The organism is Labilithrix sp. (assembly GCA_019637155.1).
Lineage (GTDB): Bacteria > Myxococcota_A > Polyangia > Polyangiales > Polyangiaceae > Labilithrix.
This window is the reverse complement of record JAHBWE010000007.1, coordinates 1-23,341: the sequence shown is the minus strand read 5'-3', so window position 1 is coordinate 23,341 and position 23,341 is coordinate 1. Positions and strand designations below refer to the sequence as shown.

The window sequence follows — 23,341 nt, the reverse complement described above, 5'->3', positions numbered from 1 at the left end:
TGTAGCCTGCGCCGCGATGCGAGTCGGGAGGCGCTCCTTCCTGGGTGGGTCGGCGATCGTGACGCTCGGCACGGGCTGCCTCAAGCACGCCCCGCCTCCGCCGCCGCCGGCGCCGCCGAAGTCGAGCGGCAGCGCGCGCGACGACGTGCTCGCGCAGGCGCTCGAGGCGGCGAAGAAGGCGGGCGCGACGTACGCCGACGCGCGGATCGTGCGGCGCCGCACCGAGAACATCTGGACACGCGAGGACCACATCGCCGGCGTCGGTTCGGGCGAGACGTACGGCATCGGGATTCGCGTCATCGCCGACGGCGCTTGGGGCTTCGCCTCCTCCGCGCTCGTCACGCGCCCGGCGGTGGAGGAGGCCGCGCGGCGCGCGGTCGCGATCGCGAAGGCGTCGCGCGCCACCCTCAAGCACCCCGTCACGCTGGCGCCGGCGCCGGTGGCGAAGGGCGTGTGGCGGACGCCGATGGAGGTCGATCCGTTCCAGGTGCCGCTCGCGGACAAGGCACAGTGGCTCCTCGCGCTGTGGCCCCTCGTGAAGGACGTCCCGTTCGTGAAGTTCGCGAGCGCGGGCATCCAGTGCATCGGGGAGCACAAGGTCTTCGCCTCGAGCGAGGGCACGCTCGTGGAGCAGGAGATCACGCGCGTGTCTCCGTCGCTCTCCGTCACCGCGGTCGACGCGGGGCAGTTCGAGTCGCGCGCGGCGGAGGTCCCCCCGATGCAGGCGGGCTGGGAGTACGTCACGATGTGCTCGATCCCCAAGACCGCGCGGTCGCTCGCGGAGGACGCGGGCAAGAAGCTGAAGGCGGCGTCGGTGACGCCGGGGAAGAAGGACCTCATCCTCGCGCCGTCGAACCTGTGGCTCACGATCCACGAGTCGGTCGGCCACCCCACCGAGCTCGATCGCATGCTCGGCCTCGAGGCGAACCTCGCCGGCACGTCCTTCGCCACCGTCGACAAGCTCGGAAAGCTCAAATACGCGGCCGACATCGTGACGCTCTATGCCGACAAGCTCGTCCCCGGCGGCCTCGCTACTTGCCAATGGGACGACGACGGCGTGGCGACGCAGCGCTGGGACCTCGTGAAGGACGGCCTCTTCGTCGGCGTGCAGACGACGCGCGATCAGGCGTCCTGGATCGGCGAGAAGGAGTCGCGCGGCTCGTCCTATGCCCAGGACCACTCCTCGGTCGCGTTCCAGCGCATGCCGAACGTCTCCCTCGCGCCGAGCAGCAAGGACACGTCGCTCGACGACATCATCGCGGCGACGGAGGACGGAGTCCTGATCAGCGGAAACGGCTCCTGGTCGATTGACCATCAGCGCTACAATTTCCAGTTCTCGGGCCAGACGTTCCACGAGATCAAGAAAGGCAAGATCGTTCGCCCGCTCCGCGACGTGGCCTATCAATCCAACTCGGTCGAGTTCTGGAACAGCTGCGACATGCTCGGCGGCGAGAAGACGTGGGAGCTCCACGGCGCGCTCCACGACGGGAAAGGCGAGCCGATGCAGAGCAACGCGGTGAGCCACGGCTGTCCGCCGGCGCGCTTCAAGAAGGTCGACATCCTCAACGTGAACGCGCGCGCGCGGGTGGGGGGCAAATGAGCACGCCCGAGATCGACATCGCCGCCCTCGCGACCAAGTCGCTCGAGATCGCGCTCGGCGTGATGGCGAAGAACGGCGCCGGCGCGGCCGACGTGCGCGTCGACGTCTATCGCAACGCGACCGCGAACGTGCGCTTCGCGCGGAACGAGCCGACGACGGCGGGGGAGTCCGACGAGTACGGCGTCTCGTGCTGGGTCGGCTTCGGCTACCGCCACGCCTCGACGTCGATCAACCAGATCGACGAGGCGAGCATCGCCGGCGTGGCGCAGCGCGCGCTGACGATGGCGAAGCTCTCCCCCGAAGACCCCGAAAAAATGCCGGTCCTCGGCCCGCAGACGTACGGCCTCGTCCCGACCTCCTGGGACGACGCGGTCGCGACGATGACGCCCGCCGATCGCGCCGCCGTCGCGGCCCGCGCGATCGCGCGCGGCGACGAGTCGAAGGTGAAGGTCGCCGGCTTCTTCGAGCGCAACGCGAGCGAGCACGCGATGCAGAACAGCGAGGGACTCATCGCGCGCCATCGCAACACGTACGCGAGCTACACCGTGACCGCGCGCACGGCGGACGACGCCGGATCGGGCTGGGCGGGGCGCGACGTCTGGCGCCTCGCCGACCTCGAGGACGACATCCTCTCCGGCCGCGCGATCGACAAGGCGGAGCGCTCCGTCGACGCGAAGGTCCTGCCGCCGGGGAAGTACACCGTCATCCTCGAGCCGCAGGCGGTCTACGAGCTCCTCGCGTTCATGATCCCGTCCCTCGATCAGCGCGCGATCGACGAGGGCCGCTCCTTCTTCGCGGGCAAGGTCGGGCAGAAGCTCTTCGCCGACTTCGTCTCCCTCCGCAGCGACCCCGCCGACACCGCGATACCGGGCGCGCCGTACGACTGGGAGGGAATGCCGCTCGGCAATCACCCGTGGATCGTCGAGGGCCGCGTCAACAAAGTGACGTGCTCGCGCTATTGGGCAAAGAAGAAGAACCTCGAGCCCACCGGACAGCCCACTATGTTCCACCTCTCCGGCGGAAAGGCGGACAGCGTCGAGGAGCTCGTCAGGACGACCAAGAAGGGACTCCTGATTACCCGCTTCTGGTACAACCGCATGCTCGAGCCGCAGAGCATCGCGGTGACGGGCCTGACGCGCGACGGCGTCTACCTCGTCGAGGACGGCAAGATCACCGGCGCGGTCGCGAACTTCCGTTACAACGAGAGCCCGATCACGGTCCTGAAGAACGCGGACGCGATGACGCGCGAGACGGTGCGCGTCGCCGCCGGCTCCGGCGGTGGCTGGCACGTCCCCGCGCTCCGCACGAACGACTTCACGATGGCGAGCGCGTCGGCGGCGGTCTGACTCACCGCCCGCTGCAGGTCTCGGGGACCGACTGCAGGACGCGGGTGCAGCGCTGGTTGCCGTCGCGGCCGCGGCGCTTGCACTCCGCCGTGAGCCATTCGGCGGTCGCCATGATCTCGCCGTGTTTGGGGACGTCGTCGCAGAGCGTCGCGCTCTTGCTCGCGCTCGTGAGGCACGACTTGGTGAAGAGGCGCGCCATCGTCTCGCACATGAGCCCGTCGCAGAGGTCGGCGCGGCGCAGTCCTTCGTCGACGCACTCGTTCTGGTCATGCTCGGCGGCGAAGGCCTGCGCCTCTTCCATCGCCTTCTTGCCGTCGGCGGCGAGGCGGTCCTTGTTCGAGGACACCCACCAGATCACGGCGCCGACGCCGGCGGCGCAGACGAGGACGAACGCGCCGAAGCAGATGAGGAGGATCCCCCACCACGGCATCCCCCGCTTCGCCTCGGCCGACACGGAGCGATTACATCACAGCTCGTCGTGGTATTTCTCGATGAAGGAGGTCGAGCGATGAAAGCTGGACGAAGAGCGGCAGTCCTGACCGCGGGCCTCGCGGGGCTCGCGGCGTACCAGGCCGTGACGGTGTGGCGGGGCACGCTGTTCGAGCCGGCCGCGCTCGCCGCCGCGGCGGGCCTCGGCCTCGCCGTCTTCGGCTTCACCCGCCGCTCGCTCCACGTGCAGGTCGCGTCGCGCGGCATGGCGCTCCTCGGCTGCGCGCCGCTCGTCGTCCGCGTCGCGACCGGCGCGACGCCCGGCGCCTTCGAGCTCGCGTCGTTCCTCCTCGCGCTCGCGGCGCTCTGGCTCGGCCGCCCGCTGCTGGACACGGAAGAAGCGAGGGCCGCCTTCGCGCCGGCCCGCTTTCGCGGCGCCTTCCTCGCCGGCGCGACGACGATGACGGCCGCCGCGGCCGGCGCCGCCGCCTACGCCGTCGCCGGCGTCGCCGCGCAGTCTCCGATCATGATCGCGTTCAACGCGGGCCTCGCCGTGCTCTTGCTCGTCGCGGTGCGCGCGTTGCTGGCGATGCGCACGTGGGGCCTCCTCCTCGGCGCGCTCGTCTCGGTCGCGCTCGTCGCGCTCACGCCGCTCTACGGCCCGACCAACGCCGTCACGCTGGGCCTCGCCGCCGCGCCGGCGCTCCTCTTGTGGGTCGTGCCGCTCGTGCTCGCGTGGCGCAAGCCCGCGCCCGCGCCGGAGATCCAATACCGCGTCGCCGCCCACGCCGCGTCGAGTGAGCGCGAAGAAGAGGTGGAGGAGGAAGAAGAGGAAGAGACCGCCGGCCGGCGCGCCCACCTGGCGCGATGAGCCTCAAGGGCACGCCGTCGTCGCGGTGATCCATGCGTCGAGCAGGTCGGCGCCTTCGGCGTGCACGACGTTGCTCGCGAGCGGGGGCATGCGCGTCGCGTCGAGGGTGCGGACGCGGCGGGAGAGGACGCTCTTCGTCGGATCGCCCGGGGCGAAGAGCTTCGCGCCGATGATGCCGAGGTCGCCCTCACTCGGGTCGGCGTCGCAGACGCCGAGCGCGGTCGCGGTGACGCGGAAGTCGGCCGGGCCGCGGCCGGGGCCGCCGGGGCGATGGCAGCTCGAGCAGTTCGCGTGCACGTAAGAGCGCGCGCGCGTCTCCACGCTCGGGCCCGCGACGAGGGGGTCGACGAGCTTCGGGAGCGCGGTGAGACCGCCGAGCGGCGCGCCGAAGAAGCCGATGTGCTCGAGCGTCGTGAGCTGGTTCGCGACGCGGTTCGTGGTCGGATACGTGAGGTCCGCGTCGAGCTGACGGAGCTCGAGGCCGAGCGAGCGGCCGGCGGCCTCCGTGTGGCAGGAGAAGCAGCTGGCGCGGTCGGGGAAGCTCCACGACTGCGCGCCGATCGTCTTCGTCTTGCCGGCGGGGAGGAGGTCCGCGTCCGTCTCCGCGTCGTTCCACTCGTACGAGTAGCCGCCCCACTCGCCGTCGTCGTGACGCATGAAGAGGCGCGTCTCGACGCGCTTGCCCCCGAGCCGGAACTCCTTAACGAGGACGGTGCCGGTCGGAAGGTCGAAGTCGCCGTCCGCACCGACGGCGACGGTCTTGCCGTCGGGCAGGCCGATCCAGCGCGACTTCTCCGCGCCGTCGGACCAGAGCTCCGCGATCGGGGCGAACGGGACGAGGCCGGAGGCCGGCACCTTCGCGTCCGCGGGCGTGAAACACCCGGTCTCGGAGAGCTTCTTCGGGAACGTGTCCGGCGGCGGCGTCCCCGCGAGCGCCACTTTACGGATCTTGCCTCCGTAATTGACCACGTAGAGCTCGCCGTCGTTGTCCTCTCCAAAAGAGGATATCTGCGGGCCGGAGGGGAGCAGCTCGCGCCGCGAAGGCGCGCCCGTCGTCGCGTCGTAGTCGATCGTGAAGACGCGGCCGCTGCCGTAATCGGCAAAGAGGTATTTGCCAGAGAGCGACGGGAGCGCGGCGCCGCGGTAGACGTAGCCGCCGGTCACCGAGACGCCAAGGCCATGATCGTATTCGACGACGGGATCGATGAGGCCGGCGGTCGGACACGTCGCCGGTCCGCCGGGGCGGCAGTGTTTTCCCTCGCGGATCTTCCAGCCGTAATTCCCACCACGTTTGATGAGGTCGATCTCCTCGTATTGACCCTGCCCCACGTCGCCGGCCCACAGCTCGCCGGTCACGCGATCGAAGCTGAAGCGCCAGGGGTTGCGGAGGCCGAGCGCGTAGACCTCGGGCGCGCCGCCGCCGTCCTTGAACGGGTTGTCGTCCGGGATCGTGTACGGGCCCGTCGCGCCGACCGTGATGCGGAGGAGCTTGCCCTGGAGCGAGGCCGGGTCCTGCGCGTTGTTCTCCGGATCGTTGCCCGAGCCGCCGTCGCCCATGCCGAGGTAGAGATCGCCGTCGGGACCGAAGGCGATGTGGCCGCCGTTGTGGTTCTCGAAGCTCTTCTCGATCGTGAGGATCGGATCGAGCGAGGCGGGATCGAGCGTGACGCCGCCGTCGTTGCTCTTGAGCCGCGCGACGCGCGTCGCCATCGGCCTCGCGCTCGGCGGGTCGAACGTGTAGGCGATGAACGCGGTGCGGTTCGTCGCCCACTGCGGGTGGAACGCGAAGCCGAGGAGGCCGCCTTCGCCGAACGCGCCGAGCTTCACCGCGCCGGCGGGGAGCGCGAGGAAGTCGCTCGCGGTGGAGGCGGCGCCGTCGTTGGCGAAGACCCTGATCTTCGCCGAGCCGTCGGGATACGCCTGCTCGACGACGTAGTTCTTCGTCGCGTCGCCGGGGGCCTGGGTGAAGAACACCGGCCGCGTGAACGCGGGCAGGCTCGGGAACGGATCGGTGAGCTCGATCGATCCGCCGGTGGGCGGCCGCGGCTTGGCGATGCACGTCGCGTTCGCCGGTCGCGCGTCGAGCCCGAAGGCGGTCGGGATCGGCCCCGCCTCGCGTCCGCCGTCCGTCGAAGGCGAGCCGCCCGACGACGAGGACGAAGACGTGGAGCTCGAAGACGACGTCGTCGGCGGCGGAGCGTCGTCGTCGCCGCCGCAGGCCGCGAACGAGGCGACGACGGCGCTGAGCGGGATCCAGAGGCGGCGCATGCCGCAAGACTATGCGCGATGCCGCTTCAAGGACACGGACGCCAGCTGCACTCGCCGTCGAGCTTCTCGAGGAGCTTCGCGTGGCGGCGGTGCATCGCCTCCTTCATCCAGAGGCGACCTCCGGCTCCGCGCGGTCCCTGATCTGGGCCGCGAGCGCGTCGATGCGCCGGTCCACCGCGCCGGCCGCGAGCGCGCCTTCGCGGAGCTCGCGGCGGAAGCGGCCCCGGTAATTGATATTCGCCCATCTTGGTCGCCGAAATACCAATTTCGGGGAACGCGGGAGGTCCGCGCGCGATCCGTGGGTCAGGTCTTCGGCTGGGGCGGGAACCCGAAGCGCGCGCGCACCGCGTCCATCGCCGGCGTGTGATCGCCGTTGGCGTGGCGCACGACGAAGGGCGCCTGGATGAGGCCCTCGCGGTGGATCAACGCGGGCTCGAGGCGGCAGGCGAACAGCGTGAAGAGCGGCGGCAGTCCTTCGCGCGGGACGACGTCGCGCTCGTTCGCGATCGAGAAGCGCTCGCCGTGCACGGCGTCGATCGCGCGCTGCTTCTGCGCGAACGGGAAGCAGAAGACGAAGAGGCCGTTCGGCTCGAGCCGCTCGCGGGCGACGCGCGCGTAGTCGCGGACGTCGCCGCGCAGCTCGAAGCGCGCGTGCGCCTTCTGCGAGTCGGCCGGGACGACGCCCGCGCCCTTCGGGAAGTACGGCGGCGAGCCGGTGACGAGGGGGAACTTCGCCTCGATGAACACGTCGCGGAGGTCCCCGCGCAGCATGTCGACGCGACCCTCGAGCCCGTTCGCGCGCACGTTCTCGACGAGGAAGCGGAAGCTGATCTCCTGCGCCTCGATCGCGGTGAGGCGCGCGGCCGGCCCGAGGCCCGAGAGGACGAGGAGGCCGACCGTGCCGATGCCGGTGCCGAGGTCGAGCGCGCGATCGACCGCGCCCTCGAGGCGCGCGGACTGCTCGAGCGCGTACCAACCCGTCAAGAGGTCGTCGGTGGAGTGACGATGACCGTTCTTGCGCTGGAAGATGCTCCATGACGCGGTGAGGGCGTCCACCGTGATCGGCTCGCCGAGCTCGGCCTCGAGCTCCCTCCTGCGCGCTTCGAACGACATCAGAAGACCTCGAGCATCGTTTTCAACCGGGACACGAGCACGCGCAACGGGCAGAGTAGTCGGGATGCGCCGCCTCGGGTGCCTCGTCGCCGTGATGGGCGCCCTTTTCACCGGCGGCTCGGCGCGCGCGGAGACGGCGCCGGCGCCGCCGGCAGCGGACGCGGCGCCACCGGCGAGCGCGCCCAAGCGGAAGCCGCGGAGCCCGTGGCAGGCGTTCCGCACCGGGGCGCAGCTCGTCCACTCGATCCCGGTCGCGGCGGTGCTCGACGGGATCTGGTCGCTGTCGCTGCAGACGGCGACGCAGATGGTGAACCGCACGTGGGCGCCGCCGTTCCCTTGGGGAACGATCGGTCACTACTCGACGCACCTCCTCTACGGCACGACGTGGACGCTGATGCTCGGCACCGAGAGCCTCATCGTCGTCATGGCGCGCGGCATCGACTGGATCGGCGACGCGGTCTATCGCATCGACTGGATGCTCGGCTACGACCTGCCCGCGTGTCCGCGCCCCGGCGCGATGGGCGGCTGCGGCGTCGGCGCCGGCGACTTCGCGTTCCTCCAGGTGCGGCCGAACGGATCGCGCTGGTGGTGGGAAGCGGGCGGCGGATGGTTCCAGCAGCGCGTCGCGAACGACGAGCTCCGCACGCTCGGCGAGTCGACGTGGGTGCTGACGCCGATCTCCGTCTTGCGTGAATTCTCGACCGATCGCGAGGCGCCGGTCGCGCTGCGCACCTTCATCGGCCCCGGCCTCTACGGCGGCATGCACAACGCCAACCTGCATCCCACCCAGCGCGGACACGAGGTCTACTCGCCGCCGTGGACGGAGCTGTACCCGCTCGACATCGGCGCCGGCCCCGGCGCGCGCGCGGAGGCGCGGCTCACGTTCTTCCAGCAGGTGTCGCTCGAGGCGGAGCTCACGTTCGCGCCGTTCCTCCTCGGCGGGCCGGTGCGGAAGCAGTCGCGCGAGATCGCGCCGCTCGACTTCGAGCGTCAAGGCATGTCCGTGTGGCGGAAGCTCACCGCTGGCGTCGCGTGGTTCGATCCGCACGTCCTGCCGTTCAAGACGACGCTCGCCTTCTACGCCGCGGAGCTGTCCGATCGCCCGGTCGGGCTGATGGGGTATCGTGGCGCGATGCTCCGCTTCGACGTGCCGCTCAAGGTCCCGAACGAGTGATGCCGACGCTCGCCGTTCATCCCGTCACCGCGCCGGACGCTTCGGGGAGAGAGCCCGAGCGCTGGCTCGTCTTCCTCCACGGCATCCTCGGCTCCGGCGCGAACTGGCGCACGTTCGCGCGCCAGATCACGGCCGCGAAGCCGGAGCTCGGCGCGCTCCTCGTCGACCTCCGCCTGCACGGCGAGTCACGCGGCTTGCCGCCGCCGCACACCGTCGCCGCCGCCGCGCGCGACGTGGTGGAGGCGTGCGCCGGCAAGCGCGTCACCGCCGTCCTCGGTCACAGCTTCGGCGGCAAGGTCGCGATCGAGTGCGCGCGGACGCTCGCGCTCGAGCACCTCTTCGTCGTCGACTCGACGCCCGGCGCGCGCCCCGACTACCGCGGCTCGTCCAACGTGCGCTCCGTCGTCGAGCTCTTGCGCGAGCTGCCGGAGCACTTCCCCGATCGAAACGCGTTCACGCAGTGGGCGGTGGACCGCGGGGTGAGCCGCCCGACCGCGATGTGGCTCGCGATGAACGTGCGCGCCGACGATCAGGGCCGCTTCGTGTTCCGCGTCGACGTCCCGAGCATCCGCGTGATGATGGAGGACTACTTCAAGGTCGACCTCTGGGACGTCATCGAGGACGGCGCGCAGACGACGCACCTCATCGCGGGCGGCAAGTCCGAGGTCCTCGACGCGGCCGACCTCGACCGTGCTCGCGCGCTGCCGCGCTGCACCGTCGACGTCATCCCCGACGCTGGGCACTGGGTCCACGTCGACGCACCGGATGCGCTCCGGGAGATGGTCCTCGGCTATCTTGGGTGACCGATGCCCGCACCGACGTTCCAGTACGAAGAGCTCCTCCCGCTCGGCCACGACGACAAGACGCCCTATCGCCTGATCACGAGCGACCACGTCTCGACGTTCGAGGCGCTCGGCAAGACCTTCCTGAAGGTCGACCCCGAGGCGCTGACGAAGCTGACGACGGAGGCGATGAAGGACATCGCGCATCTCCTTCGCCCCGGCCACCTCGCGCAGCTGCGGAAGATCATCGACGATCCCGAGGCGTCCGCGAACGACAAGTACGTCGCGCTCGACCTGCTCAAGAACGCGAACATCGCCGCCGGCGGCGTGCTCCCGATGTGCCAGGACACCGGCACCGCGATCGTGATGGGAAAAAAAGGCCAGTACGTCTTCACCGGCGGCGGCGACGAGGCGGCGATCGCGAAGGGTGTGTTCGACACCTACCTCACGTCGAACCTGCGCTACTCGCAGCTCGCGCCGCTCGACATGTATCGAGAGAAGAACACGGGCAACAACCTGCCGGCGCAGATCGAGATCTTCGCGACCGACGGCGACGCCTACAAGCTCCTCTTCATGGCGAAGGGCGGCGGCTCCGCGAACAAGAGCTACCTCTATCAGGAGACGAAGGCGCTCCTGAACCCGGACAGCCTGATGGCCTTCGTCGAGGACAAGCTGAAGGGCCTCGGCACCGCGGCGTGCCCGCCGTACCACCTCGCGCTCGTCGTCGGCGGCACCTCCGCGGAGCACGCGCTGAAGACGGCGAAGCTCGCGTCGGCGCGCTACCTCGACACGTTGCCGACGGCGGGGAGCGACCTCGGCCACGGCTTCCGCGACGTCGAGCTCGAGCAGAAGATCCTCGAGCTGTCGCAGCGGACGGGCATCGGCGCGCAGTTCGGCGGCAAGTATTTCTGCCACGACGTGCGCGTCATCCGCCTCCCGCGCCACGGCGCTTCGTGCCCCGTCGCCGTCGCGGTCTCCTGCTCCGCCGATCGCCAGTGCCTCGCCAAGATCACGAAGGAGGGCGTCTTCCTCGAGGCGCTCGAGCGCGATCCGGCGAAGTACCTCCCCGACACGACGCACGACGACCTCGGCGGCGACGTGGTGAAGGTCGACCTGTCGAAGCCGATGAGCGAGATCCGCGCGCAGCTCTCGAAGTACCCGATCAAGACGCGCCTCTCGCTGAGCGGCCCGATGATCGTGGCGCGCGACATCGCGCACGCGAAGATCAAGGAGCGCCTCGACGCGGGGCAGGGCATGCCCTCGTACATGAAGGAGTTCGCGGTCTACTACGCGGGCCCGGCGAAGACGCCGGAGGGCTACGCGTCGGGCTCGTTCGGCCCCACCACCGCGGGCCGCATGGACGCGTACGTCGACGCGTTCCAGGAGGCCGGCGGCTCGCTCGTGATGCTCGCGAAGGGCAACCGCTCGCCGCAGGTCACCGCCGCGTGCAAGAAGCACGGCGGCTTCTACCTCGGCTCGATCGGCGGTCCGGCCGCGCGCCTCGCGAAGGACTGCATCAAGAAGGTGGAGGTCCTCGAGTACCCGGAGCTCGGGATGGAGGCGGTGTGGAAGATCGAGGTCGTCGACTTCCCCGCCTTCATCGTCGTCGACGACAAGGGCAACGACTTCTTCGCGAGCCTCACCGGCTCGGGCGAACGCAAGCGCGCGCTTCCGGTAAAGTGATGGGGATGCGATCTCTCCGAACGTTGCTCGTGACCGCGGTCCTCGTGTCGTCGCTCGGCGCTTGCGAGAAGAAGCCGCAGGCCACCGCCGATCCGCCGAAGTCCGCCGCGGCGCCGCCTTCACCTGCACCACCTGCACCTGCACCTCCTGCCTCCGAGGGCACGCCGATGACGAAGCCGCTCGCTACCGACGAGGTGACGGTCCTCGCGAAGGGCTCGAACGACCTCGCCTTCGATCTCTACGGTCGCATGAAGGCGTCCGCCGGCAACCTCGCGTTCGCGCCGGCGAGCATCTCCGCCGCGCTCGCGATGACCTACGGCGGCGCGAAGGGCGAGACCGCGGCGCAGATGAAGAAGACGCTCCATTTCACCGCCGACCCACCGGCGACGATGACCTCGTGGGGCGGGCTGACGAAGACGCTCGCCGATCCCGCGCGGCCGATGAAGCTCCGCGTCGCGAACCGTCTCTTCGGCGAGAAGACGTACACGTTCGAGGCGCCCTACCTCGCCGCGACGAAGGACGCGTTCGGTGCGCCGCTCGAGCCGGTCGACTTCAAGACCGCGTTCGAGCCCGCGCGCGCGTGGATCAACGGGTGGGTCGAGGAGCAGACCGAGAAGCGGATCAAGGATCTCCTCCCCGCGCGCTCGCTCAACGGCGACACGCGTCTCGTCCTCGTCAACGCGATCTACTTCCTCGCGGAGTGGGAGGAGCCGTTCGAAAAGGAGCGTACGCGCGACGAGCCGTTCAACCTCACCGCGACGACGAAGAAGAACGTGCCGACGATGAAGCGCACCGAGCACCTCCCGATCGCGAAGGTGCCGGGCGCGAGCGTGCTGGAGCTGCCGTACAAGGGCTCGACCTCGATGCTCGTCGTCCTCCCCGAGCGCGTCGACGGCCTCGCCGACGTCGAGAAGTCGCTCTCGAGCGCGGCGCTCGCGTCGTGGCGGAGCGCGCTCAAGGTCGAGAACGTCCGCGTCGAGCTCCCGCGCTTCGAGGTGAACCCGGCCGCGTCGCTCGCGCTCGCCAAGGAGCTCACCGCGCTCGGCATGCCGGACGCGTTCGATCGCGAGAAGGCAGACTTCACCGCGATGGCGCACCCGCCGGACCCGCGCGATCGCCTCTACATCGGCGAGGTCTTCCACAAGGCCTTCGTGAAGACGGACGAGAAGGGCACCGAAGCCGCGGGCGCGACCGCGGTCGTGATGGCCCGCGCCGGCGGCGTCCCGCAGAAGCCGATCGACTTCCTCGTCGATCGCCCCTTCCTCTTCTTCATCGTCGACAAGCCGTCCTCCCTCGTCCTCTTCATGGGCCGCGTGACGGAGCCGTGAGGGCTCACATTCCAGCGTCAAAGTCCATCGTGGCACGACAACGCCCTTCCTCGCAGACAGCCACGAGCCATTCACAACCGCCGATGCCGCATTCACGGATGTCGACGCCATCCACGCGGCACGACTCTTCGGCGGCCCGCTGGTCTTCCGCTACCTCCGAGGTTCCCTTGACAGCGACCGTTTCGGAGCAGCAGCGGAAGCAATCCGCCATAGGGACGACCAGCATGCAGTCGCTCGCGGTCGCGCAGGTCGTGTCGTAGTCGCTCGGATCAAAGTCGATCCCGCTCGAACACGAGACGATGGCAAAGAGCGCCCCGCCACACGAGACGGTCGGGAGCGCGATGAAGCTCCAGAAGTTGGCGTTCATGCGAGGGATGCGACGCAATGTAACGTCCGTGTAACGGCCCGCAATTTCGGGCTCCGATACGCTCGATGGTTGGAGGGTTCCTTAGCCATGCGCGTTGCGAACAAGAGCATCGGATACGTTGCGGTTGGGTTGATCGCCGTTGTGGCCTGCGGCATCGCCGCATGCGGTGACGATGACGATACGCCGGCGAACACGTCGTCGTCGTCCACCTCCAGCTCGAGCTCGAGCACGAGCAGCTCGGGTAGCTCGTCATCCTCGTCGAGCAGCAGCTCGTCGTCGAGCAGCTCGTCGGGTGGCGCTGATGCGGGCGGCGACGGCGGTAGCACGAAGAAGAAGAACGGCGCAGCATGCGCGAGCCAGGACGCGACCGGCAACGCCGAGTGCGAGAGTGGTCACTGCCGGCAGCAGGGCAGCGGTGGTGGCGGCGGCGGCGGTGGCGGTGGCGGCGGAACGGCCGGCACGTTCTGCACGATCGAGTGCACGCCGGTCAGTACGGACAACGTTGCAGCATGCACGGCTCAGGCGGACGTCTTCACGGGTCGCTGCGGCGGCCAAGGCTTCTGCCAGGTGAAATAACGGCGGAGTAGGACGTCACGCGGTCACCTGCGCTGGTCGGCGCGGTGACCGCCGAACGTCTCACCGAAACGCGAACATTTCTGCGCGCGTGACGCCACTCTCCACTGTGTGGCGATCATGCGCGCTTCGCGTTTGTCGCTCGTGTCGAGACGCGAGCAATTGGCGCCACTTGGCTCGTGCGCTCGAGCTCGCGCTGCGGCGACGTGGCTGGGAACGGGCCTTGAATGAGCGGCCATCGTGGTCCCTTCCGCCGTTCAGAACGACGAAAAATTCCCGCCGTTTACCGACAAGTATGACGTCGAGCGCGTCATCGGCCGCGGCGGCATGGGGACCGTCTTCGAGGCGCGGCACACGCGCCTGGGTCAGCGCGTCGCGATCAAGGTCCTCGGCGAGGACCTCCGCATGTACCCCGATCTCGTGCGCCGCTTCGAGCGCGAGGCCCGCGCCGCGAGCGCGCTCTCGAGCCCGCACGCGGTCCGCGTCTTCGACATCGACACGACCGAGGACGGCACGCCGTTCTTCGTGATGGAGCTCCTCGCCGGGCGCGACCTCGGCGAGGTCGTCGCGACGGAGGGACCCCAGCCGGTGGGCCTCGCCGTGCGTTGGGTGATCGAAGCGGCCGACGCGATCGCGGAGGCTCATCGCCTCGGCATCGTGCATCGCGACATCAAGCCGTCGAACCTCCTCCTCTGCGAGAGCGGCTCGATCAAGGTCCTCGACTTCGGCATCGCGAAGCGGGTCTCTCCCAACGAGCGCGCGATCACGCTCGGCGTCCAGCCGCTCGGCACGCCGCAGTACATGTCGCCGGAGCAGGTCCGCTGCGCGAAGGACGTCGACGCGCGCACGGACATCTGGTCGCTCGGCGTCACGCTCTACGAGCTCGTCTGCGGACGCCCGCCGTTCGATCACGATCTGGCGGCGGCGTGCATCGCGTCGATCGCGGCGGACCCGGTGCCGGACCCGCGCACGTTCGAGCCGGACCTCCCCGTCGACCTCTCCGCCGTCATCATGCGCGCGCTCGAGAAGGAGCCGTCGAAGCGCTACGCGACGGTGGACGAGATGGTCCTCGCGCTCGCGCCGTTCGGCGAGTCGATCACGCCGGAGACACCTTCGTGGCGCGTCATCTCCACGATGCGGAAGGCGTTCGCGACGCAGGAGGCGACCCTCGACGGCAACGGGCTCCTCGAAGACGAGGACGACGAGCCGGTGCTCCCGCTCTCGGGCGCGCACCCGAAGCTCTCGGCGGCGAAGCTGGCGAAGCCCTTCGAGCTGGACGACACCGTCCCGCCGACCGTCGCGCCGTTCTCGGTGCCGATGCACGGTCGGCGCGTGCGCAGCGTGCTCGCGCTCGCCGCCGCCGCCGTCCTCGGCCTCGCGACGCTCGCGATGACGCCGCGCTGGATGAGCACCTCGCTCGACGCGCAGACCACGAACGCGACGGCGGCGACGATCGTGTCGGCGCCGGCGCTCGAGCCTGCTCCCATCGAAGCTCCGATCGCCACGCCCGTCGAACCCGTGGAAGACGAGGCGCCGCCGCCGGTCGCGGCGCCGTCCACGCCCGTCGTTCGCGACGCTCCGAAGGACCCGCCGCCCGCCCGCCCCGCCGTCACGCGCCCGCGCGGCACCGTCCGCGTCGTCGGCTCGGATCGCCCCGTCCACGGCGGCATCTCGAGCCCGGGCTTCTGAGCTCGCGTGCTACGCTGGGGTTTATGGCCGAGCCGATCGACCTGACCGTGGAGATCTTGAAGCAGATCCGCGACGGCGTCCTCGAATCGAAGGCGGAGATCGTGAGCCTCCGAAACGAGCTCAGCTACCGCATCGACGCAACGAACGCCCGTCTCGACGCGACGAACGAACGACTCGACGCGACGAACGAACGACTCGACGCGACGAACGAACGACTCGACGCGACGAACGAACGACTCGAGTCCCTCGGCGCCGAGCTGCGCGCCGAGCTCAAGGACCTCAAGCAGACGGTGATGCGCGTGGCGCGCATCAGCCATGAGACGCTCGGCGTCTCGCTCGACGGTTCGAGCCGGATGGACACCCTCGAGGGGCGCGTGGGCACGCTCGAAGCGCAGATGCGCGGGTTGAACGAAGGTCGCTAACTTCGGACTAGAACGAGAACGCGGCGCTCGCGTAGCCGCCGCCGGGGAGGGGGCTCACGCTCGCGCGAGGGGCGTCGGTCTTCTTCGAGGTCATGAAGAAGTACGCGCCGAGGGCGCCGGCGGCGAGGCCGAGGCTCCCCATCGCGATGCCGATCGCCTGCTTCGTGTTGCCTGCGTCGGCGGCGTCCGAGGCCCGACGGCGGAACGCGGCCGCTTCCGGCGTCTCCGGGACCGACGCGCGGTTTCCGTTGCAGCGCGTCGCGACGCACCAGCTCGAGTGCATCTCGTCGCGCGTGCTCGCGTCGCCCGCCGACGCGGCGAAGACGATGATGCCGCCCAGCACGAGGGCGGTGCCGGCGCCGACGAACACCCACGGGAGGAGGTCGTCTCCCGGCGCGCTGCTCGAGGCGTCGGACATCCGCAGCGGCGGCGGAGCGTGGCGGTCTTGCGTCGTGTCGCGGCCTGCCACGGCGGCGCCGGTGTCCACGTCGACGCTCCGCACCGTGCCGCGGCCGACGTACGCCATCTGCTCGATCGACTCGTCGGTCCCCGTGCGCTCGACGCGAATGACGTGCGAGCCCGGGTTCACGTTGAGGATCGCGACGTCGTCGTCGCGCTTCACTTCCTTGCCGTCGACGATGACGCGCGCGCTCGCCTTCGACGCGCCGGTGACGCGGACCTTGATGACGGGCATCTTCTTCTCGAGATCGGCGAGGCGCGCCGACGCGAGGCGCGTGGCCTCCTCTCCGCCCGAGCGGTTCTGCCCCTGCTTCATCGCGGTCTCGTACTCGGCCTTCGCTTCGAGGAGCTTGTCGTCGTTCTCGAGCGCCCAGCCGAGCGCGTAGTGGAGCTGCGGCGTCTCGCGGAGGCGGAGCGCCTGGCGGAGACGCTCCTCTGCGCCCGACCAGTTGCCGTGCCGCTCCAGCTCCCCCGCCTCCTCGAAGAGCGCCCGCGCGCGCTCGAGATCGGGATCGCCCGCCCACGCAGGCCCCCGGTGGAGGACCGCGGCCCCGAGCACCAGCCCAGCCGCGATGGATCGGCGCATTTTCCCCAAGCAAACGCCACTGAAGCACACCACGGGCCAGCTCAGCCAGATCGGCTATAGTAAGAGGATGCGGACCGTCCGACTCGGGGCGTTGATCGGTGTCGCGGTGGCCGGGACGGCGCTGAGCCTCGCCGCGACCAACTGCGCGTCGGCCACGACGATCACGATCGAGGTCCGGACGTACTCCGACCTCTGCGAGGGCGAAGGGCTGCGCCTCAACCAGACGGGCATCGCCGTCGCGTCGCCGAAGAACATCGACGACCTCGAGCGCGCCCCGCTTCGGGACTTCCAGTCGGGTTGCCTCAACCGGTCCGGTTCGGTCGGCACGCTCGTGATTCGACCGGGAGAGGACAAGAACGGGCAGATCGGGATCCGCGTCGTCGCCGGCCTCGGCGACAACTCGGCGAGCGATTGCGACTCCGAGGACAACCCCGCGAAGAACTGCATCATCACGAAGCGGCTCGCGCGCTTCCTCGAAGGAACGGACGTCCCCGTCACCATCATGATCGAGCCGGACTGCGCCGGCGTGCAGTGCCCCGACGACCTCGTCTGCGTGAAGGGCGGGCGTTGCGCGCCCGTCGACGCGATCCCGAACACGCCGGACGAGCCCGACGCGAACGCGATCGAGGACGCGACCGGCGTCTCCGATCGCGAGCCGGAGAAGAAGGACACCGGCACACCCGACGCCGGACCGTGCGGCAAGTGCGTCGAGGCGAAGGGCCGGTGCGTCGACAACGACACGACGTGTTTGTTCGACTGCTCCGAGATCCGCTGCACGAGCGAGACGAAGTGCCCCGACCCGAGCCTCAACTGTCGCTTCAACTGCAAGCGGCCCGGCGACTGCGCGCAAGTCAGCTGCCTGAACCCCGGCAGCGGCCGGACGTGCACCTACGACTGCGACGGGCTCACGCCGGGCGGTGCGCACTGCTCGAACCTCGCGTGCGACGCGTCGACCTGTATCTTCAACTGCGCGGACACGACCAACACGTGTCTGAGCATCACGATGGCGGGCGCCACGAACACGATGGCGTGCGGAGCGGTCGGCGCCGACGACGCGCCGTCGTGCGACGACATTCACTGTTTCGGCGGCACGTGCACGCGCACGTGCGCGAAGGACGCGGGCTGCGGGAAGGTGAGCTCGTGCGACGCGGGCAACTGCGCCAACTTCCGCCAGAACGACGGCGGCCCGCCGCCCCCGCCCCCGGATCCGCCCGACGCCGGCGGAGATTGAGCGGCGCGTGAGCGCGGCTACGGCTGGAACGGGCGGACGCCGCCGCCGAACGTGCCGGGCTCCGGCTCGCGCTCCGTCGTGAAGGCCACGTAGGCGCCGATCGCGGCGCCGGTCACGACGACCGCGGCAATAGAGGCCCAGAACCACCAGCGCCCGGTGATCTTCGGTGACTTCCGGAGCTCGATGTCGAGCTCGCGGCGGTCGCCGAGGGAGAGCGTCATCGGGACGGTCTCGGTCTCGTAGCCGGGGGCGTCGGCGGCGAGGGTGTAGCGTCCGGCCGGCAGGCGGAACTCGAGCGGCACGCGGCCGATCGCCTTGCCGTCGACGCTGATGTCGGAGGGCGGCCGGCTGCGGACGAAGATGACGGCGTCCGACTTCTTGAGCTGCAGCTGCGCGTCGACCTTCACCGTGGAGCCGGCCGCGAGCTCGACGTCCTTCTTGAACGTGATGTAGCCCTCGGCCGCGACCTCCACCGTCGCCGGACCGCCGCGCGTGCGGAGCTTCAGCTCCCCCGCAACCGTGCCCGCGTCCTTGCCGCGGACGAGGAGGCGCGCGCCGGGAGCGTTCGTCGTCACCACGAGCGTCGCGATGCGGTTCTTCAGGTCGGTGATGAGCTCCTTCAGCGCGGGGACCTTCGCGCGGAGGGAGGGCGAAGCGTCTTTTTCGAATTTTTCGAGCTTGTCGATGGCTTCGGGATATTCGCCCATCGCCTCGAGCGCGCGGCCCTGGTTGTAGAGCAACGCGGGATCGGACGAGAGCTCGTACGCCTTCTGGTACAGCGCGAGCGCGTCGGCGTAGCGGTCCTGGCCCATGAGGCCGTCCGCTTCCTTCTTGAGCTTCGCGGCCTCGGTCTGGCGCGACTTCGCCGTCTTCGCGTCGCTCTTCGCGTCCGCCCACGCCGCCGCCGGCATCATCGTGATGACGGTGAAGAGGACGAAGAGGACGGTGCGAAGGAAAGAGGACCGCACGGGACGGCTGAAGGACTAAAGGAGCTTCGGGTTCGTGGTCGGCGGCGGAGCAGGCGCCGGCGCCGGCGCGGGCTTGGGGCCGGTCCGCGGCGGCGGCGGCTTCTTGGGCTTTTCGTGTTTCTCGGGTTTTTCGGGCTTGTCTGGCTTCTCCGCCGGCGGCGCGGCCGACGCCGGCGCGACCGCGATCGGCGTCGGGGTCGTGTCGGTCGGCGCGGCGGTGAGCACCGGCGCCGGCGCCGTGAGCACGACGGGCATCGGCGGGAGCGCGGGCTGCGCCGGCTGCGCGGCGGGGTTCTGGATCGGCGCCTCGACCGCGGTCACCGTCACCGGCGGCGGCTTCTTCCTCCGCGTCATGCCGATGAGGAGCACGATGCCCAGCATCATCGCGAGGGCGACGGCGAAGACGGTGATGTTCTTGTTCCAGACCTTCCCGATGACGCCGGACTCGAACGAGAGGTTCGTGCCCTTCACGTCGCGGCCGGTCTCGCGCACCATGCGGACCGAGACGCTCGAGATCGGATCGATCGGCTTGCGGCGCGGGATGCTGGTCGGCGGGATGCGCGCGAGGATGCCGGTGATCGACTCGACGCCCTCGGTGAACGGCGTCAGCGCGGCGCGGAGGTCCTGCGCGTTCTGGTAGCGCTGCGCGGGGTCCTTCGCGAGCGCCTTCATCACGACGGCGACGAGGCCGGCCGGCAGCGTCGGCACGTAGCGCGAAGGCGGGACGATGGGATCGCTGACGATCTGCGCGATGACGGAGCGCGCGTCGCCGACGTAGGGCGTGCGGCCGGTGAGGAGCTCGAACAGGATGACGCCGAGCGACCAGATGTCGGTGCGGTGATCGACGGTCGACGCGGAGCGGATCTGCTCCGGGCTCATGTAGTCGACGGTTCCGAAGACGGCGTCCGGCGCGGTGAGCTTGCGCGAGGTCTCCTGGACGTTCTTCGCGATGCCGAAGTCGAGGATCTTCACGAGCCGCCGCTCGGTCATCTCGCCGAGCTCGCTCAGGAACAGGTTCTCGGGCTTGAGGTCGCGATGCACGATGCCCATCGCGTGCGCCTCGGCGATCCCGATCGCGGCCTGGCGGACGTAGTCGACCGCGAGCTCCATCGGCAGCGAGTAGCGGCGTTGGAGCTCGGTGCCGAGGTCGTTGCCGACCAGGAGCTCCATCGTGATGTACGGCTGTCCGTCGGGGAGGAGATCGACGTCGTAGACGCGCGCGACGTTGGGGCTTCGAAGACCGGCGGCGGACTGAGCCTCTTGCGCGAAGCGCGCGACGGCGGTGGGGTCCTTCGCGAAGTCCGGCTTGAGGACCTTGATCGCGATGGCTTGCTTGAGGTGGATGTGCTCCGCCTCGTAGACGATGCACATGCCACCTGCACCGAGCTTGCGATCGATGCGGTACTTGCCGGCGAGGACCTGGCCCTCACCGACCGTTTCCGACAGTTGCGGAGACGAAGCCACGCTCGGGAAGCGTAGCGGGTCCATCCAAGCCGAAACAAGCTCGCGGGGTCCCTCGCTTTTCAGCGTGTCCTACATTTCGTGCATGCTCGCCCCGAGGGCTCGGCGCCGTGCGGCGTGCGCGTCCGCCGCGGATCGGGGCAAAAGACGCCAAGTGTGACGCGCGTCGAGCGGACCGCGCGCGCGCTCGCAGCCTCGAAAATCCAGCATTTCGCCCGCATTTCTGCGGCGGGCATGCTCCCTGCTTTGGTAGCGCGACCATGAGCGAACGCCGAGTCCTCGCCGTCGACGACGAGCAGGAGACCTGTGACCTCCTCAAGCTGAGCCTCGAACGGGAGGGCTTCGCGGTCACGACGTGCACCTCAGCGGAGGCGGCGCTGGAGCTGGTGGGCGCGGTCGATTTCGACCTCGTCATCACGGATCTCCAGATGCCGGAGATGGGTGGCCTCGAGCTGTGCGAGCGCGTGCTGGGAACGCGCCCGAACGTCCCGGTCGTCGTCATCACGGGGCAGGGCTCGCTCGAGACGGCGATCGGCGCGATGCGCGTCGGCGCGTACGACTTCATCGTGAAGCCGGTCGATCCGAAGCTCCTCTCCGTCGCCGCGAACCGCGCGCTCCGGCACAAGGGCCTCTCCGACGAGGTGAAGCGTCTTCGCACCGAGGTCGCGATCGACGACGTGAACATCCCGAGCGTCGTCGGCTCGAGCGCCTCGATGCGCCGCGTGTTCACGCTCGTGCAGCGCGTGGCGGACAGCGACGCGGGCGTCCTCATCCACGGCGAGACGGGCACGGGCAAGGAGCTCGTCGCGCGCGCGATCCACGATCAGGGCAAGCGCAAGGAGGGTCCGTTCGTCGCGATCAACTGCGCGGCGGTCCCTGCGTCGCTCATCGAGAGCGAGCTGTTCGGCCACGAGAAGGGCGCGTTCACGGACGCGAAGATGCAGCGCACCGGTCTCTTCCTCCAGGCCGACGGCGGCACGCTCTTCCTCGACGAGATCGGCGAGCTGCCGCTCGAGATCCAGCCGAAGCTCCTTCGCGCGCTGCAGGAGCGCAAGGTCCGCCCGGTCGGCTCGAACCGCGAGATCCCCTTCGACGCGCGCCTCATCGCCGCGACGAACCGCGTCCTCGAAGACGAGGTCTACGAGAAGCGTTTCCGCGAGGACCTCTTCTATCGCATCAACGTCGTGAAGATCGACGTGCCCCCGCTCCGCGAGCGTGGCGGCGACGTGCTCCACCTCGCGCGCCACTTCCTCAAGATCTACGGCGAGCGTCACGGCAAGCCGGAGGTCGATCTCTCGCCCTCGGCGGCGGAGAAGCTGATCAGCTATTCGTGGCCGGGCAACGTGCGCGAGCTCGAGAACTGCCTCGACGGCGCGGTCGCCCTCGCGCGCGGCTCGAAGATCGAGATCGACGATCTGCCGGAGAAGGTGAAGACCTTCCGTCCGGAGCGCTTCGTCGTCTCGGCCAACCAGCCGGAGGAGATCGTGACGATCGACGAGCTGGAGCGCCGCTACATCCTCCGCGTCCTCTCGCTCGTCGGCGGCAACAAGAGCCGCGCCGCCCAAGTCCTAGGCTTCGACCGCCGCACCCTCTACCGCAAACTGGAGCGCTACCAAAACGGCACCGCCAGCAACCAAGCCGAGCCCGCCCCCGCGCGGCTGTAACGCGCCCGGACCCGTGGGCGCCTGCGCGCAACTACGACGGTCGCCACAGGCTCACTGCCGCTCCGAATCGGCGGCTCCGTGAAGGGACGAGCCGGGAGCCAGCGCGCTGGCCCCCGGCGCGAGACGCTCTCCGCCGATAGGCGGCTCCAGTCGCGCCTCGATGCGGATGCGCGCGGTCTCCTCGCGGATCTCTCCGCCGATACCTATCGGCGGCTCCATTGAAGCAAGCCGCTGTCGAGTGCCCAGGACGTGATGACGATCCCCTCTCCGCCGATACCAATCGGCGGCTCCGTTGAAGCTCGTTCAGCGCCAGATGTGACGCGGGCGAACAACTCTCCGTCGATGCGAATCGGCGGATGCATTCAGAGTATTAGGAAAACCGGCGGGAGTCCTCGGCGATCGAAGCGATCGTCCTTGGTTCCTCTCGCTCGGCCTCTCGTGTCACCGCACGGACCGCGCGCGACCGTCCAGCCGACGCGCAGGCGCTCGAGCAACCCCCTCCACACGTCGCTCGAGAGCGCGCGTCGTCGACGTCGCTCCGCGCGTGCGTCCCTGTTGTTCGCCTGGACCGATGGTCTACGTGAGCAGGCGGAGCGCGGCGCGCACGGCGACGTCGAGCGGCTCCGACCACACGGTCGAGGGCAGTCGCGCGAGCGCGGTGCCGACGTCTCGGTCGCGAAACCCAAGGCGGACGAGCGCGAAGCGGACGACCTCGCGCGGCGTCCGGTCGTCGTGCGGCACCGGCGCGAACGCACCAAGCGATCCGCGACGGCGCGGATCGACCTTGTCGTCGCCCGGACCATCCCCGCCCCCGGCCACCAGCGTCGCGGACCCGACGACGCTCGCGTCCGTCGCACTGGCGACGCCCGCATTCGCGGCCACCAGCGTCGCGGACCCGACAACGCTCGCGTCCGTCGCACTGGCGACGCCCGCATTCGCGGCCGCCGACGCCGCCGAACCGACGCTCGCGTCCACGTCGTGGGCAAGCGTGGCGACCCCCGTATTCGCAGCCACTGGACCGCGCGCGACCGCCTGCGTTGCCGGGGGCGTCGACGTCGGAGAGTGCGGCGACGTCGTGCTGGCTGGCCGGCCGATCAGGTTCGGGGGCGCGCTGGGTTCGGCGGCGGCGCGCGCGGCACGTGCTTCCTCGATCTTGCGCGCGACGTGCTCGACGCCGAAGGCTTGCTCTGCGGCGAGTCGATTGTGTGCGCGACAGAGGATACGGACGTTCTCGATCGTGCCGGCGCCGCCGAGCGCGCGCGGCTGGCGATGATCGACCTCGAGCCACTCTCGCGCCGGACAGCGCTCGCCGTCCGCGCTGACGAAG

At 69.8% G+C, this 23,341-nt stretch carries 20 protein-coding genes; 11 read left to right on the top strand and 9 right to left on the bottom strand.

The genetic code is table 11. The features are described 5' to 3' along the window. Positions 1-16: 16 nt before the first annotated feature. Positions 17-1,600, top strand: a complete 1,584-nt coding sequence (locus tag KF837_15700) for a TldD/PmbA family protein (protein MBX3228764.1) — start codon at positions 17-19, stop codon at positions 1,598-1,600. Further along, on the top strand, positions 1,597-2,946 hold the full coding sequence (locus KF837_15695; protein ID MBX3228763.1) for a TldD/PmbA family protein: 1,350 nt from the start codon (positions 1,597-1,599) through the stop codon (positions 2,944-2,946). Before KF837_15700 ends, KF837_15695 begins: the two co-directional genes overlap by 4 nt. Before the next feature lies 1 nt (position 2,947). On the opposite strand, the gene KF837_15690 is transcribed toward KF837_15695, so the two are convergent. Beyond that, positions 2,948-3,400, bottom strand: a complete 453-nt coding sequence (locus KF837_15690) for a hypothetical protein (protein MBX3228762.1) — start codon at positions 3,398-3,400, stop codon at positions 2,948-2,950. Positions 3,401-3,454: 54 nt separating this feature from the next. Between KF837_15690 and KF837_15685 the strand changes: the two genes are divergently transcribed. Continuing rightward, entirely contained in the window at positions 3,455-4,246 is a 792-nt protein-coding gene (locus KF837_15685) for a hypothetical protein (GenBank protein MBX3228761.1), read from the top strand. Positions 4,247-4,249: 3 nt separating this feature from the next. Here KF837_15685 and KF837_15680 read toward each other — a convergent pair whose 3' ends face one another. Next, a complete protein-coding gene (locus KF837_15680; protein ID MBX3228760.1) occupies positions 4,250-6,514 on the bottom strand; it encodes a PQQ-dependent sugar dehydrogenase in 2,265 nt (754 codons plus the stop codon). A gap of 303 nt (positions 6,515-6,817) precedes the next feature. Then, positions 6,818-7,627 (bottom strand): methyltransferase, encoded by an 810-nt coding sequence (locus KF837_15675; protein MBX3228759.1) that lies wholly within the window; start codon positions 7,625-7,627, stop codon positions 6,818-6,820. Positions 7,628-7,691: 64 nt separating this feature from the next. Between KF837_15675 and KF837_15670 the strand changes: the two genes are divergently transcribed. Genes KF837_15670 through KF837_15655 form a run of 4 tightly spaced genes read left to right on the top strand, consistent with a single transcriptional unit; the run spans position 7,692 to position 12,594 of the window. Then, on the top strand, positions 7,692-8,801 hold the full coding sequence (locus tag KF837_15670) for a hypothetical protein (protein MBX3228758.1): 1,110 nt from the start codon (positions 7,692-7,694) through the stop codon (positions 8,799-8,801). Continuing rightward, positions 8,801-9,604 (top strand): alpha/beta hydrolase, encoded by an 804-nt coding sequence (locus KF837_15665; protein ID MBX3228757.1) that lies wholly within the window; start codon positions 8,801-8,803, stop codon positions 9,602-9,604. The genes KF837_15670 and KF837_15665 overlap by 1 nt, the downstream gene beginning before the upstream one ends. Before the next feature lie 3 nt (positions 9,605-9,607). Further along, complete coding sequence (locus KF837_15660) at positions 9,608-11,266, top strand: fumarate hydratase (GenBank protein MBX3228756.1); 1,659 nt, start codon at positions 9,608-9,610, stop codon at positions 11,264-11,266. A gap of 5 nt (positions 11,267-11,271) precedes the next feature. After that, on the top strand, positions 11,272-12,594 hold the full coding sequence (locus tag KF837_15655) for a serpin family protein (protein MBX3228755.1): 1,323 nt from the start codon (positions 11,272-11,274) through the stop codon (positions 12,592-12,594). Between the two features lie 4 nt (positions 12,595-12,598). Here KF837_15655 and KF837_15650 read toward each other — a convergent pair whose 3' ends face one another. Continuing rightward, positions 12,599-12,961 carry a hypothetical protein gene (locus KF837_15650; GenBank protein ID MBX3228754.1) on the bottom strand — a complete coding sequence of 121 codons (363 nt, stop codon included), beginning with the start codon at positions 12,959-12,961 and terminating at the stop codon, positions 12,599-12,601. Next, a complete protein-coding gene (locus KF837_15645) occupies positions 12,958-13,335 on the bottom strand; it encodes a hypothetical protein (protein MBX3228753.1) in 378 nt (125 codons plus the stop codon). Before KF837_15645 ends, KF837_15650 begins: the two co-directional genes overlap by 4 nt. A 439-nt stretch (positions 13,336-13,774) precedes the next feature. On the opposite strand from KF837_15645, the gene KF837_15640 reads away from it, so the two are divergent. Together KF837_15640 and KF837_15635 are read left to right on the top strand one after the other, a co-directional pair. Further along, positions 13,775-15,223, top strand: a complete 1,449-nt coding sequence (locus KF837_15640; protein ID MBX3228752.1) for a protein kinase — start codon at positions 13,775-13,777, stop codon at positions 15,221-15,223. A 23-nt stretch (positions 15,224-15,246) separates the two neighbouring features. Continuing rightward, positions 15,247-15,645, top strand: a complete 399-nt coding sequence (locus KF837_15635) for a hypothetical protein (GenBank protein ID MBX3228751.1) — start codon at positions 15,247-15,249, stop codon at positions 15,643-15,645. A gap of 7 nt (positions 15,646-15,652) precedes the next feature. On the opposite strand, the gene KF837_15630 is transcribed toward KF837_15635, so the two are convergent. Next, a complete protein-coding gene (locus tag KF837_15630) occupies positions 15,653-16,690 on the bottom strand; it encodes a hypothetical protein (protein ID MBX3228750.1) in 1,038 nt (345 codons plus the stop codon). 67 nt (positions 16,691-16,757) lie between these two features. Here KF837_15630 and KF837_15625 point away from each other — a divergent pair, with 67 nt between their 5' ends. Then, the gene (locus tag KF837_15625; protein ID MBX3228749.1) at positions 16,758-17,921 is read left to right on the top strand and encodes a hypothetical protein; all 1,164 of its coding nucleotides are present in this window, start codon (positions 16,758-16,760) and stop codon (positions 17,919-17,921) included. Between the two features lie 17 nt (positions 17,922-17,938). Here the strand turns inward: KF837_15625 and KF837_15620 are convergent, their stop codons facing one another. Then, positions 17,939-18,889 carry a PEGA domain-containing protein gene (locus KF837_15620; GenBank protein MBX3228748.1) on the bottom strand — a complete coding sequence of 317 codons (951 nt, stop codon included), beginning with the start codon at positions 18,887-18,889 and terminating at the stop codon, positions 17,939-17,941. A 15-nt stretch (positions 18,890-18,904) separates the two neighbouring features. Further along, entirely contained in the window at positions 18,905-20,353 is a 1,449-nt protein-coding gene (locus KF837_15615) for a serine/threonine protein kinase (GenBank protein MBX3228747.1), read from the bottom strand. A 257-nt stretch (positions 20,354-20,610) separates the two neighbouring features. On the opposite strand from KF837_15615, the gene KF837_15610 reads away from it, so the two are divergent. Beyond that, on the top strand, positions 20,611-22,014 hold the full coding sequence (locus KF837_15610) for a sigma-54-dependent Fis family transcriptional regulator (protein ID MBX3228746.1): 1,404 nt from the start codon (positions 20,611-20,613) through the stop codon (positions 22,012-22,014). Positions 22,015-22,590: 576 nt separating this feature from the next. Here KF837_15610 and KF837_15605 read toward each other — a convergent pair. Continuing rightward, on the bottom strand, positions 22,591-23,341 hold a 751-nt coding region (locus KF837_15605), incomplete at its 5' end, for an HNH endonuclease (protein MBX3228745.1).